Raw genomic sequence first — 13,489 nt, 5'->3', positions numbered from 1 at the left:
CCCGCTAGGCGACGCGCCACGCCTCCGCAATTCGCGCGGCCAAGCCCGAATCACGCTGCGTCGGCGTCGCGATGGCCTGCGCCAGCACGGCGCGCGCGCCAATCACTTCGACACGCTCACGCGCGCGGGTAATTGCCGTGTACACGAGTTCACGCGACAGCACGCGGCTGAACACCGACGGCAACATCAACACCGCATGCTGGAACTCCGAGCCTTGCGACTTATGAACCGTGAGCGCGAATGCCGTATCGTGCGGCGGCAGTGCAGCAGGCGACACGGCACGCAGACCGCCGTCGCCGGTACGGAAATACACGCGCAACGCACCGCCCGCACCCGGCAGCGCAATGCCGATGTCGCCGTTGAACAGTCCGAGCGCGTAGTCGTTGCGCGTCACCATAACGGGGCGTCCGGCGAACCACTGCGCACCTACGGCCAGCGTCACACCCGCCGCGCGCCGCACCTGTGCGGCCACTGCGGCATTCACCTGATCGACCCCGCGCGGCCCGGAGCGGGTCGCGCACAGAATTCGAAAGCGGTTCAGTGCGTCGAAGAGCGGCAATGGGTCCGGTGTATCGGCGGCTAGGGCTTCGGCGAGCGCATCCGCGTACGGTGCAAAACCTGCGGCGAGCCGCACGACGGTGCGATCGGCAAGCGTCGCATGCGTATCTTCGTACAGCGCCGCCGCGCAGGGTTCGGCCGGGTCGATGCGCAGGACTTCGAGCGCCGCGCCGGCTGCACCGTTGCGAATCGCGAGCGACAAACGGCCGATCGGCGATTCGAGGCCGAATCGATAGTTGCGCTCGAGCCAGACGACGCAGTCGGCGAGCGGGTTTGGGGGGGACGAAGGTAGTGCTGAGACGAACAAGTCGTCAGGCGGCGTATCGAAATCGTCTGGCGCACCCGTTTGCGCGAAAAAATCGTCAGGCCCTTCGTCGAAGCCGCTCGACACATCCGGCAATGCTTCCGACAACCGCGCCGCCTCAATGCCAAGCGCCTCAGCAATCCGCTGCAGTCCGTTCTGCGTAAAAGCAGGCCGCGCGCTGAGCTCGGCGAACACCGCACCAGCCTCGACGGCAGCGAGCTGGTCCTTGTCACCCAGCATCACGAGACGCGTCTGCGGCGCAATGGCATCGAGCAAATGCGCCGCCATCGCAACGTCGATCATTGACGCCTCGTCGATCACGACGACGTCGTAAGGCAGCGGGTTGTCGCGATGATGCCGGAAGCGCCCACCCGGCCCTGAACCAAGCAGCCGATGCAAGGTGTACGACGTCTGCGGCAAACGCGCGGCGAGTTCGGGCGGCAAATCGCCGGCACGTGCGAGCAAGGCTTCCTGCATGCGTTGCGCGGCTTTGCCGGTGGGCGCCGCCAATGCAATTCGCAGATCGGCCCGCGCATCCAGCAAACAGGCAAGCACGCCAACCACCGTAGTCGTCTTGCCGGTACCTGGGCCGCCGCTGACGATGGTCAACCGCCCGGACAGCGCCATGACTGCGGCGACACGTTGCCAGTCGACTTCGTCGTCCTGCGGCGGGCCGAAATAGCGCAGCAGACGCTCGTGCAACGTTTGAGCGGTAGCGTTCGCGTCTACGCCTGCACTGGCGCCTGCATTTGCACCCGCATGCGCAACCAGCGAGCGTGCGAGACGCCGCTCATAGTCGTAGTAGCGCGCCAGATACAGCCGCTCTTGCCCATCGATCACCAGCGGGCGCAACGCCGCCGCGCTTTGCGAGCCGTCGCTAACCATGCCGCTTGCGAACAGCGCCGCTCGCACATCCGCGCTCGATGCATCGAAGCGGCGCGCCAGCACGGCAAGCGGCAGGCACACGTGCCCCTCGGCAGTCGTACGGCTCGCGGCGAAGGCGGCCCGCGCCGCCCACTTCACCGCCTCGCCCGACGCGCCGCCGCGCCGCGCCAAGGTGCCGATGCGGCGCGCGAACCCTTCGGCAAGCGCGGTGCTGAAATCGGCGGGCGCGGGCAAATTCACCCCGATGTCGTCAAGCTCCGGCGGCGTGGAAGAGTTCCGCTCGAACGTGCTCATGCGACACCTCCGATCATCGCCGCGTCGAGCAGCGCCACCAGTTCGAATGCAGGCCGCCGCATGTGAACGCCCGCCGCTCCATCCGCATCGCGCCACTGCGGACGAACACCGCGCACGAACAGATAGAGATAGCCGCCGATGTGCGTGTCGTACGCATAGTCGCGCACCCGCGTTTTCAGATAGCGATGCAGCGCCACCGTATAGAGGAGCGCCTGCAGGTGATACGCGTGGCTCGCCATGGCCGCTTCGAGCGGTGCCGCGGCGTAGTCGGCGGCGGTGTCGCCCAGATGGTTCGACTTCCAGTCGACGATCCAGAAGCGTCCGTCGTGCTCGACGAGCATGTCGATAAATCCTTTGACGAAACCGCGCAACACGCCGGGTTCCAGCGCAACGTCGGGATACCCGTGTTCGATCAGCAGCTCGCGCAGCGCCGGAAAATCGAGCGAAGGCGCGGCAAACAGAAATTCGAGTTCGTTCAGACGGCGCTGCGGATTCAACCTGGCGAGCGCCATGCCGGGCACGAGCTCGGTGGTCACTACGTCCGCGATCAGGTTATGCATCATGGCCGGCAAGCGTGCCGCGAGTTCGGGCACTGCCGGCGCCGGACGCTCGCGCAACGCGCCCCGGATGGCATCCGGCCATGTCTTCGGATCGGTGAAATCCGCGAGCTCGAACATGCGATGCAGACACTCGCCCGCCGCCGCGCCGCGTGGAAACGCGAGAATGTCGTCCTCAGCGTAGGACGGCGCTTGCGGCACCGCTAACGGCGTTGGCGCAAGCGCGTCGGCGATCTCGTCGTGATCGGGGCGCACCTCTTCCACCGGCGTATGCGCCTCCTCGGCTTTGCTGCCGGCGGCGATCAGGCCGCTGAAGCTGGCCATGCGCCACTGATCGCGCAACGGCCGCCGATTGGCGCGCGCCTGCATCCGCGCGCCGCTGTCCTGGAGGCTTTCCAAGGGCGCACGGCGCTCCACTTTCGGCAATGCCTGCAACGTGATCGGACCGCCCGCCAACGCCTGCCACGATGATGACAAGGCGGCTTCGTCGGGTGGGTCGGTGAGCCAATCGTCGAAGCTGTGACCGCTGCCACCCACCAGCCAGTTCAGCACGCTGCGCCGCGACTCCTTGGTAGAGCGCGACGACAGATAAGTACCTGCAACCAGATAGCAGCGGTACACCGCGCGCGTCAGCGCCACATAGACGAGCCGTGCCCGTTCCGCCGCCTGTTCGCGCGCCGCGTAACGTGACGCGCGTTCGGCTTCCTCGTCATCGCAACCGTAGTGCAGCACTGCACCACCCGTTTCGTCGTGGTACTCGCGTGCATCGGGCAAGCCGGAGGACGGCGGCTCGCGCAGCGCACCGTCGTTCAGAAACGGACAGAACACGACCGCATATTCCAGCCCTTTCGATTTATGCACGGTGACGATCTGCACAAGATTGCGATCCGACTCGAGCCGCAACTGCGCATCTTCGCCGCCACCTTGCGTGCGTTGCGCGGCGAGCCAACGCAACGTCGGCGCAATGCCGGGTTGCGTGGCGGCACGCGCCTGCACGAGTTCGGCCAGATGATTCACGTTCGTCAGACGGCGCTCGCCGTCCGGCCCGGCCACCAACCGCTGTGCGACGCGCAGTTCGCGCATCAGCGTGCGCCACATCAAGGCGAAGCCGCGCTCGTGCCATAGCGTGCGATAGCGCGAGAAACGCTCGACCCAACCCATCGCGTCCGCGGCATGTGCGGGATCATCGGCCGGTGCCGGTGCGTCGGCGACCTGCTCGAGGCGCCACAGCGCGGCGGCGTCGAGGCCAAGCCAATCAGTAGCGAGCGCGGCGCGCAGCCGGCGCAGATCGCCCGGCGTATCGACCGCGGCCAGCACGCGTTCAATCTGCTCGGCGTCGAGCGTGGCAAACACCGAAGCCTGCGCCAGTTCCACGCTGCCAACGCCCCACGACGCCAGCACCCGCTTGATCAGGCTGCCCTGCTTGTGCGTTTGCACGAGCACCGCGATATTGCCTGGCGCAAGCGGCGCATCGCCGATCGTCACCGACCCTTCGCGTGCGCCACGCAACAGCCGCACAATCTCAGCGGCGCAGGCTTCGCTCGCCGCGCGCTGCGCTTCGCGTTTGGTCAACGCGGCGTCGCCTTGCGGCAAAGTCCAGATGCGGAAGTCCCCAGCGTTTGCTTCGGGTTCGGAGAACGGCAGACGCCGCCGCTCACCAGCCCGCACCGGCTGATAGTCGAGACCGTCGAGCACGAACGCCTGTGGATTGGCTTCGAACAGCCGGTTGCAGGCCTCGACGATCGGCGCGGTCGAACGCTGATTGACCGCGAGCGTGTAGCACGCTGATGCCGCCTCGCGCGCCGCCAGATAGGTATGCAGATCCGCCGCGCGGAAACTGTAGATCGCCTGCTTCGGATCGCCGACCAGAAACAGCGGACCAGCCGGCGCGAAGATGCGGCTGAAGATCGCGAACTGCAACGGATCGGTATCCTGAAACTCGTCGATCAGCGCGGCCGGATAACGCGTGCGCAAAGCCTCGGCGAGCCAGGGGTTGGCCGCGAGCGCGCGATACAGGTTGGACAGCAGATCGTCGAACGACACCACCCGGCGCGTGCGTTTGCGCGCTATCAGTTCGGAGGGCGCGTAGTCGAGCCAGGTTTCGACGAGCGAAAGCCAGCGCGCGCGTTGTGCGGCTTCGGCCGCGATCACGGCGGCAGACAGCGCTTCGGCGTGCTCGAAGAACGGATGCTCGGGCGGTTCGAACTTAACCTTGGTCGCCTTCTTCAACGCCGAAGCCGTCAGCTTCAAGGCCGCCTTTGGCGGCGGCGCATGGCAATCGCCCTGAGCGAAATATTCGGTCCACGCGGCAATCGCCGCGCTCACGAGTTCGGGCTTGTGCGAGGTCTTGCTCAGACGGTCTTGCGCTTGTCCAAGCAGACTGACGATCGAGTCACGCTCCGCCTGCCACATCGCGCAGGCAGCATCGAAACCCGCTTGCGGATCGGCATTGTTTCCACCTGAATCGACCTTGCCCCAGCGCAACTGCGCCAACGGCTTCTTCAGGCGCCGCGCGAGTTGCTCATCGAGCGATGCGGGACCAGCGCGTTTGGCCACCAGCCATGCGGCAAACGCAGGATGCGCATAAGCCACCGGTTCCACCTGCTCGCGCCAGAAATCGGCCGCCATTTCGAAACGCAAGGCAGCGTCGTCGGCTTCCATTTCGAAGGCGAAAGGCATGGCCGCGGCGAACGGCGCCTCCTGCAACGCACGCTGACAGAACGCGTGGATGGTGTGAATCGCGGCCTGATCGAACGTGCGCAATGCGCGGCGTACGACTTTCAACGCGGTCTCACGATCGATGCCGCGCTCGGGCGCCAGCGTCGTTTCAAAGAGACGCTGGATGAACGGATCGCCGCCGTCGTCGTCCGTATCGATAGCCCGGTCCAGTTCCGCGAGCCGCCCGCGAATCCGTTCGTGTAACTCCGCGGTCGCCGCCTTGGTAAAGGTCACGACGAGAATCTGATCGGCGTTCAGGTTCTTTTCGAGCAGCAGCCGCACATACAACGCGCAGATGTTCCAGGTCTTGCCGGTTCCCGCCGACGCCTCGATCTGATTGACGCCGTCGAGCGAACAGGCGAAGACGTCGAGCTCTTCAGCAACCAGCGCGTGATGGTGAACGGCGCCGCTCATGATGCGCTCCGCAGATGCTGCACGAGCGGTTTGAATACGATCGAGGCGAGACTGCCGAACGGTTCTTCGAGCGAAAGCGGCGTGCCGCGCAGCGCGATGCGCAAGGCGGGGTCATCTGATTCTCCGCGCACCCGATCATTGATCCACACACCCTGCGCCGCGGAATCGCTCTCGCTGACTTTCATCCATGCACTCTTCGGGAAAAAGCGCAGCGGCAGCATGCGTCCTGCTCTGAACAATGCGGCTAGCGGCGCCAGTTCATCGAGCGGCGCGGCGACCGGCGTGAGCTCGAAGCTCTCGCCGCTGCCATGCCAAACCGTACGGCGTGGACCGTTCGGCTGCGCCGCGCAATACACCAGATGCGCAAGCCACGCCGATAGATAGTCGCGCGCAGTAGGCTTGGCGTAGCGGAAAATCACTTGTCCTGTTTCGGTCAGCAAATTCAAGGTGCCATGCAGTTGCAACGGTGTTTCGGCCGCTTTGCGGAGCGCCGCGTCATGAGTGCCGAAGAGCGTATCGGCGATGTCGGCGCTGTGAGGCCAGCGCGGCGCGATATCGAGCACGAACGGTAACCGTTCGACACCCGACGCAACTTCGCGGCGCACGCTGTCGGCGAGTTGGCGCAGCGCGCCGAGTTCGCGCGAGCGCCATACCGCGCCGGTCGCGCCACCCGGCAGTTCGGGACTGGCCGCGGCAACGCGGCGCACGCGCTCGAACATGCTGTTATCGTCTTCGGTATCGCTGTCCAGCAGTACCGGAAGGAGCCGCTCCGCCAGGGCGTCCCGTCCAGCCCAATCGAGTTCGAACGGCTCGGTGTCGAGCAACTCCCCTTGCGCATCCGACAACACGATGCCCAGACGGTCGCGCAACAACGCCCGCGCCGGATGACGCCAGAAGCGCACGAATTCGTCGAATGCGACCGAGGCCGTCTCTTCGGGCGGCAACGGTTGATCGAAGAACGGCGCGGCGGCCGGATGCTGCGGCGCGGCCAGCAAACTGGCCAGTTCCGCGCGATCCACGTCGTAAGTGAAGAGGCCATGCTGCGACGAGAAATAATCCGACGCGAACGCCTGCAGCGGATGATCGATGATGAACGCATGCCGTGCGGCTTCGATTTCCGCGGGACTCGCCCCTTCCCCCGCCGACACTTGCGCGAGGTGATCGAGCAATTCATCGACCAGCGCGGCTGGCGGCAACGGCGCATTGTCGCGAATGCTGCGGCCCGTATAGGCGATAAACAACCGGTCGCGCGCCGCCAGCAGCAGATCGAGGAACAGATTGCGTTCGTCGTCGCGGCGCTGCCGGTCACCGGCTTTACCGAACGCGGCCATCAGGTCGAATTCGTCGGCACGGGCGAGACTCGGCAACACGCCGTCATCCATGCCGAGCAGGCAGACGATGCGATACGGCAAACCGCGCAAGCTGGTCAGCGACGAAAACGTCACGCTGCCCCAAGGCACGCCGCCGCGCGCCGGGTCGTCGAGCGCCTCGGTGAGCGCGCCGCGCACCACCGCGGCCGGCAGCACAACATCTTCTGCGCCCGCTTGCATCGCGTCGCCCATCTTGTCGATGGCGTCGCGCACTGCCGCCAGCGAATCGGCAAACGCCACGCCGCTGTCGAAGCACTGCGCAAGAGTTTCGAGCAGCAGTTGCGTCCATTCGGCAGGTGTCTGGTCGATCGAGCAGCGCTGCGCGAAGGTCTCGATATCGTCGACGAAACGCGACAGGCGGCCGAGAAGCTCGGCGTCCGAGCCATCAGCGCCTTCAACGGGCAACCAGGCATCGACCGGTTCGCCGCCGTCCGGCATCGCGTAGCCGAGGTACAGACGGGTCAGCGCGTCGGCGAACGTATGACGCGCGACAGGCACGTGCTCGCCCGTCGGCTCGACAGGCACCAGCCCGCGACGCGCACCGGCTGCCGCGAGCCATTCCTGCGCGGCTTCGAGCGCACTGGCATCGATCCCGTAGCGCGCGGCGATCGCATCGACCCGCAGCCATTCGATCAGATCCGGCGCACCCACGCTACGCTCAGGCAAGGCCAGCCAATCGAGCAGCAAACGCGCGACCGGATTGGCCTGCGAAGGCGGCAAGCCGGTGATCCGGTACGGAATGCGGCGAGTATCGCCAGGCGGCGCGGTGCCGAATACCGCATCGATCAATGGCCCGGCGGCCGCGAGATCGGACACCGCAACCAGCACGTCGGACGGTTGCAGATCGTCGAACTCATCGAACCAGCCGAGCAGGCGGTCGTGCAGCACTTCGAGCTGCCGCGACAGGCTGTGGCACACATGGACTTCAATGCCGTTTTCGATCGGCAATTCGTCCGTGTCCGTTTCCGCCCGCAGATCGAGGATGCCGTTCTGCACGGCAGCGAGCCAGCTCGGTTCCGGATTCTCGGTGAAGTCGCCCGTCTCGCCGGATGCGGCGCTCTCGGTCAACTCATGGAGCATATGCAGTTGCGCCTGGGTCTGGCGCCCCCACTCGGCCAGGAGCGGATGACCCACTTCCTGATAATCGAGCTGGCCGGCGACATCGAGCGCTTCGACACGGCCCGCACTGACGACGTCGAACCAGAATTCGCGGCACGGGTTCATCACATACAGACGCACGTCGACCCAGCGCGACAACGCGCGCAACAAGGCGACGTGCAGCGGCGGCATGGTCGGCAGCGCGAACACGCTGACCGCTTCAGGCCACTGCGCGTTCGAGATGGCTTCGAGATCGAGCGTGCCGATTTCCTCGAGAAAGCGATAAGCGGGCGGCAAGGCGGCTGCGGGCGTTTGCGCGTCGCCGGCCACTTCGGCAAGCACGGCACGCCACAGCGCGGCTTGCCAACGCTCGTCCTCACGCGCCGCTTCACTCGCGCCAACGAGACGCGGACCCTTGTCGTCCGCCGCGCCACTCGCGAAGATCGAACCGCCCTTCTGCCATTCCAGCAGCCATTCCGGGCGATAGGTCAGATAGTGGTCGAGCACCGTGGCCACACGCCGCGCCAGTTCGTAGCGCATCGACGCATCCGCCGCATCGAGATAAGTGCGCAGACGTGGCGAAGCATTCCACGGCAGTGCTTCATCCGCCTCTCCCAGCAACCGGTAGCAGCGCCAGACGAGCTGGTCCGGCGCGAACGGCGAATGCTTGGGTACTTCGATCACGCCGCCGATTTGCGCCCACAGCCACTGCGCGAGGTAACCAAAATTGACATTCGCGCAGATACCCTGGCGCGCGGCGATGTCGAGCTCGAGCCGGCGCCGCACCGCCGCGCTCGGGACGATCACGGGCTGCGCGGTCCAGGGATCGGACGGCGCTTGCGCCAAGTCGTCGAGCAGCGCGCCGACAAGGGTTTCGTAGCGGTTCGAGTAGAAGAGTTGGAGCATGGATCCTGGGAAAGCAGGCGACGCGAGCGGAACACCCGGGCCGCGGCAGACATTGAAGCGACAGCATAACAAACGCGCTCCCAGGGCAGAACCTGGCCGAACGGACGAGGTCAGATCAGGCTCAAAATCAGTTAGACTCGACGGCAGTTTGGGCCTGCCTCCGGGTCGACCCCTTCAACCGCGTTTTCTCAGTGAACGGAAGAATCCAGGCAGTCGATGCGCTATTCGGTTGAAATAAAAAAATTCCTCTACAGCCAGTACTTCTATGGCGGCCTGCGCATCGCAGTCGGCGTGTCATTACCGGCCATATTGTGTTTGATCGTATTTCACGACCGCGAACTCGGCTTCACGATCGCGACCGGCGCACTCGGCGCCTGTGTGGTCGATATGCCGGGCCCGCTCAAGTACAAGCACAACGAGATGCTGGCGTGCACGGTGATCGGCTTCCTGTCCGCGCTCGCCACCGGCATCGCCACGGTCAACCCGGTGGCGCTGTGGTGCACGGTCGTGCCGCTCACCTTCGTGCTCTCGTTGATCGTCGTGTACGGCAACCGCTGGCCGCAGATCAGCTTCGCCACGCTGTTCATGATGATCATGACGCTGGAAGAGCATTTCACGCCGATGCAGGCGCTCGTCAATGCATCGTGGATTCTCGTCGGTGGTCTCTGGTACACGTACTGGTCGACCTTCGTGAGCCGCTGGATGATGCACCGCATCGAACAGCAGGCGCTCGCCGAAAGCGTGTTCGCTTGCGCGGACTATCTGCTCGCGCGCGCCGCCTTCTACGATCTCAATAACGATCTCGACGAGTGCTATCGCAATCTGGTCGACAAGCAGATCACCGCCGTCGAACGTCAGGATGCCGCACGCGATATCGTGTTGCGCAATCTGCCCAAGCTGAAAGCCGGCCGGCTCGAACCGCGCCGGGCAATGCTGTTCAATCTGTTCATCAATACCGTCGATCTGCACGAGCTGTTTGTCGGCACGCATGTGGACTACTCGCTGGTGCGCAGCACGTTTGGTGGCTCCGACCTGCTGGTGTTCTACCGCGATCTGATTCGCAAATCCGCGGCCGATCTCGAAGAAATCGGACTCGCGGTGCTGCAAAACCAGCCGCCGCGTACGCGCATCAATGTAAAGGCCGAATTGCGCGCCATCGAGTTCGAGATCGAACTGATGCGCAAGCAGGACCTGGCTGCCAAAAATCCTGAGGCTTATTCGGCGGTATCGTCCACCTTCCGGCGCATCTGGAGCGCCACGCGCCTGATCGACAGGATGCACCAAAGCCTGTCGAGCGATCCGAGCGCGACCGAGACCGAACTGCGGCTCGACAAGGCGCTCTCCCGCTTCGTATCGAGCCGCCGTGTGCCATTCGGGCAGATCTTCTCGAATCTGACGATGGCCTCGCCGAGCTTCCGCCATGCGCTACGCGTGACGATCGCGGTCGCCGTAGGTTTCTGGCTAGGGCGTCTGCTGCCGCTCACCAACGCATACTGGATCGTGATGACCACCGTCATCATCCTGAAGCCCGGCTATTCGCTGACCAAGCAGCGCAACGGGCAGCGGATAGTCGGCACGCTGATCGGCTGTGCGGCGAGCATCGCGTTGATGATTTTCGTCAAGGAGCCGCACATCCTGCTGGTGGTGATGTTCGCCTCGATGGTGATGAGCTACAGCCTGTTGCTGTTCAATTACACCGCGAGCGTCGTGTTCACGTCCTCGTATGTGCTGCTCATGTTCCATCTGCTCGCGCCGGGCAGCATGCGCATCATCGGCGAACGCGCAATCGATACGGTGGTGGGCTGCGCGATCGCCATTGCGGCGAGCCACCTGTTCCCCTACTGGGAATACCGGTTGATGGGCAAGCTCGTCAACAACATGATCAATGCGACGCGGCAATACCTGGAAGCGAGCTGGTGGTGGAGCGGCAAGCCGGCCGCCGCGGTGGTCGCTACGGTGACGGAGGCCGGCGCGTTTGCGCCCGCCGCGGCAATGGCGGATCCGGCGATCGAGCTCGGCACGCCCGCGCTTGCGATGGCCAACGCCGGAGCGAATGCGGGCGGCAACGCTGCTCCCAAAGCCGGCGCAAGTGCTGGTGCAACCACAGATGCAAGCAGCTTTGGCGCAAGCCCCGGCGCGATCACCAGTGCAACCGGCGCCGGCACCACCACGATCAGCAACCCGACCGCCAAGCCGGTCGGCGGGGCATCCCCCGCCGCCGCAGCCGCTGCAACAGCGCTCGATCGCGACTACCGCTACCGGCTCGCGCGCAAGAACGTCCACGTGGCGTTCGCCAATCTGGGCCAGGCGTTCCAGCGCATGATGCTCGAACCGAAATCCGCGCAGAAGTTCGTGCCGGAATTGAACGACCTGCTGGTGCGCAGCCACGTGCTCGCCTCGCAGATCACGGTGGCGGCGCCGTTGCTGCGCACCTCCGCGCAGCGGGCCGACAACGTCTCGCTACAGCCCTTGCAACGTGCCCTGAGCGCGGTCCGCGACAATCTGACCGAAGCCGAAGCCGGCAGCGCCCCGCCCGCCGATCAGGCCGAGCAGATCAAACAATTGTCGCGTGAGCTGGATGCGATGGTGGTCGGGACGGAGAAATCGCCGGACCACTCGGCGGATGCCGTGCATGACATGAAATTGCTCGCCCATCAATGCAAGCAGATGCTGACGGCGTCGGCGCAGATTCGCAAGGATGCGAGCGTCATTCGCCTGCCGGACGAGTGAAACGCTCGGGTCGTCTTATTGCGCGGCGCCGCTTGCCGGCTTCGCTGCGGTAGCGGCGGCCGCTGCAGCCACCGCGTCCGATGAAATCGTCGGCGCCGGCGCGTTCTCGCGATCGAATTCGCGCTTTTCCGTGATGGCGTTATAGAAGAGCGTGGCGATCACCAGCAGTACCGCGACGACGATGAAAACAGCAATGCCAAAGGTCGGGTTCTTCTTGCGCGGCGGTTTGTTCATGAGGCGGGCTCGGTTCGCGAGGCAGTCGCGGATAGTGTCTGGGAAGGCGGCATTCTACGCCCACTGAGCTTGCACACGGCTTGCAGTCAGCGCCCCTCCACCACCGCCGAAGGCCGCACCGGCAGCGCCGTCGAGTACTTGATCTGTTCCATCGCGAAACTCGAACTCACGTCGTACAACGGCACGGCGGCGATCAACAGCTTGTAGACGCGATCGTAGTCGTCGATATCGGACACCACCACGCGCAGCAGGTAATCGGTTTCGCCGCTCATCCGGTACACCTCCACCACCTCCGGAATCTCCCGCACCGCGCGCGTAAAGGTCTGCGCCCAGGCCTCGGTATGCTGGTTGGTGCGCACCGCGACGAATACGGTGGTACCCACGCCTAACTTGCGCGCATCGCACAGCGCCACCTGAGCGCGAATCACACCCGTCTCTTTCAGACGCTGCAGCCGCTTCCAGCACGGCGTTTGCGACAGATTCACGCGCTGCGCCAGTTCGGCGATCGGCATGGTTGCGTCTTCCTGCAGCAGCTCGAGAAGCTTCCGATCGATGATATCCATTCCCATCTTCACACCCCCATAGGAAATTATTCTACTTTTAAGACTTCAGGGGGAATTATATGGAAACTCTTTCTCCGGGCAAACCGGTATAAATATGTCTATCCAAAAATAGCCGATAAGCAGCCATGCCGCTGCGCCGCGATCATGAGCCAAGACCTCCGTTCAACACCCGCCGCCCGTTCCTCAGCCCATGCCGCACAGTTTGCCGGAGCGAATGAAACGCCCTCGCGCGCGCACCGCACCGCGCCGCTTACGCACCTGTGCGACGCACTCGACGCCATGTTCGAAGCCTGCGTGAAATTTCCCGAACCGTCCGATTCGACCTTCTTCGCGCGCAGCATGCGCATCGCGCTGGCCGAAGCCGCGGCGAATCCCGATTTGCTCACCTCGGCGCAACGCGAAGGCTCCACTGAAAATTACCGCCGTCATCTGCTGGCCGCCGATCCGCACGGCCGCTATGCGATCGCCGCGCTGGTGTGGCTGCCGCACCAGGCAAGCCCGGTGCATGCGCACCACACGTGGTGCGGCTACGCGGTGCTCGACGGCACGCTGAGCGAAACGGTCTTCGAATGGAATGGCGCGCAGCACTGCGCAAGCGCCACGCGTACCCAGGCGCGCAATGCCGGAGCTGTGTCGTTTGTACGCGGCGGCAAGGGCGGCATTCACCGGCTGGGTAATTGCAGCGACGCGCCTGCCGTCTCGCTGCATATCTACGGTGTCGCAGGCGCGCAGATCGCCACGCACGTCAACGACATCGTGCGCGCAGCCGACGCGCCGGCGCTCGTCTGAAACCAGTAGGCTCTGCCTAAAGACGCGAACGGCGGACGCGGACCGTGCCAAGGTCCGCTAGCCTCGCCT

The 13,489-nt window shown here is 64.8% G+C and carries 7 protein-coding genes; 2 read left to right on the top strand and 5 right to left on the bottom strand.

The genetic code is table 11. The annotated features are described in order from the left end of the window. Window positions 1-4 precede the first annotated feature (4 nt). Genes P3T25_RS22200 through recC form a run of 3 tightly spaced genes read right to left on the bottom strand, consistent with a single transcriptional unit; the run spans window position 5 to window position 9,104 of the window. Window positions 5-2,041, bottom strand: a complete 2,037-nt coding sequence (locus tag P3T25_RS22200; RefSeq protein WP_429358960.1) for an AAA family ATPase — start codon at window positions 2,039-2,041, stop codon at window positions 5-7. Beyond that, the gene (gene recB / locus P3T25_RS22195) at window positions 2,038-5,730 is read right to left on the bottom strand and encodes an exodeoxyribonuclease V subunit beta (RefSeq protein ID WP_429358959.1); all 3,693 of its coding nucleotides are present in this window, start codon (window positions 5,728-5,730) and stop codon (window positions 2,038-2,040) included. The genes P3T25_RS22200 and recB overlap by 4 nt, the downstream gene beginning before the upstream one ends. Further along, window positions 5,727-9,104, bottom strand: a complete 3,378-nt coding sequence (gene recC, locus P3T25_RS22190) for an exodeoxyribonuclease V subunit gamma (RefSeq protein WP_429358958.1) — start codon at window positions 9,102-9,104, stop codon at window positions 5,727-5,729. Before recC ends, recB begins: the two co-directional genes overlap by 4 nt. 216 nt (window positions 9,105-9,320) lie before the next feature. Between recC and P3T25_RS22185 the strand changes: the two genes are divergently transcribed. Continuing rightward, window positions 9,321-11,834, top strand: a complete 2,514-nt coding sequence (locus tag P3T25_RS22185) for an FUSC family protein (protein WP_171926868.1) — start codon at window positions 9,321-9,323, stop codon at window positions 11,832-11,834. A 15-nt stretch (window positions 11,835-11,849) separates the two neighbouring features. Here the strand turns inward: P3T25_RS22185 and P3T25_RS22180 are convergent, their stop codons facing one another. Both P3T25_RS22180 and P3T25_RS22175 read right to left on the bottom strand, forming a co-directional pair. Continuing rightward, window positions 11,850-12,068, bottom strand: a complete 219-nt coding sequence (locus P3T25_RS22180) for a hypothetical protein (protein ID WP_408316637.1) — start codon at window positions 12,066-12,068, stop codon at window positions 11,850-11,852. Between the two features lie 86 nt (window positions 12,069-12,154). Next, entirely contained in the window at window positions 12,155-12,637 is a 483-nt protein-coding gene (locus tag P3T25_RS22175) for an Lrp/AsnC family transcriptional regulator (protein ID WP_054034665.1), read from the bottom strand. Window positions 12,638-12,775: 138 nt separating this feature from the next. Between P3T25_RS22175 and P3T25_RS22170 the strand changes: the two genes are divergently transcribed. Beyond that, the gene (locus P3T25_RS22170; protein ID WP_154560070.1) at window positions 12,776-13,420 is read left to right on the top strand and encodes a cysteine dioxygenase family protein; all 645 of its coding nucleotides are present in this window, start codon (window positions 12,776-12,778) and stop codon (window positions 13,418-13,420) included. Window positions 13,421-13,489 lie beyond the last annotated feature (69 nt).

The organism is Paraburkholderia sp. GAS32 (genome assembly GCF_050434225.1).
In the GTDB taxonomy this organism is placed as follows: domain Bacteria; phylum Pseudomonadota; class Gammaproteobacteria; order Burkholderiales; family Burkholderiaceae; genus Paraburkholderia; species Paraburkholderia madseniana.
Note: the sequence above shows the minus strand (reverse complement) of the source record. Positions and strands in the feature narration are given on the sequence as shown.

Excerpts from the sequence above, each read along its gene's own strand:
- P3T25_RS22200 (WP_429358960.1), bottom strand. The coding sequence starts at position 2,041 with ATGAGCACGTTCGAGCGGAACTCTTCCACGCCGCCGGAGCTTGACGAC.
- recB (WP_429358959.1), bottom strand. The coding sequence starts at position 5,730 with ATGAGCGGCGCCGTTCACCATCACGCGCTGGTTGCTGAAGAGCTCGAC.
- recC (WP_429358958.1), bottom strand. The coding sequence starts at position 9,104 with ATGCTCCAACTCTTCTACTCGAACCGCTACGAAACCCTTGTCGGCGCG.
- P3T25_RS22185 (WP_171926868.1), top strand. The coding sequence starts at position 9,321 with ATGCGCTATTCGGTTGAAATAAAAAAATTCCTCTACAGCCAGTACTTC.
- P3T25_RS22180 (WP_408316637.1), bottom strand. The coding sequence starts at position 12,068 with ATGAACAAACCGCCGCGCAAGAAGAACCCGACCTTTGGCATTGCTGTT.
- P3T25_RS22175 (WP_054034665.1), bottom strand. The coding sequence starts at position 12,637 with ATGGGAATGGATATCATCGATCGGAAGCTTCTCGAGCTGCTGCAGGAA.
- P3T25_RS22170 (WP_154560070.1), top strand. The coding sequence starts at position 12,776 with ATGAGCCAAGACCTCCGTTCAACACCCGCCGCCCGTTCCTCAGCCCAT.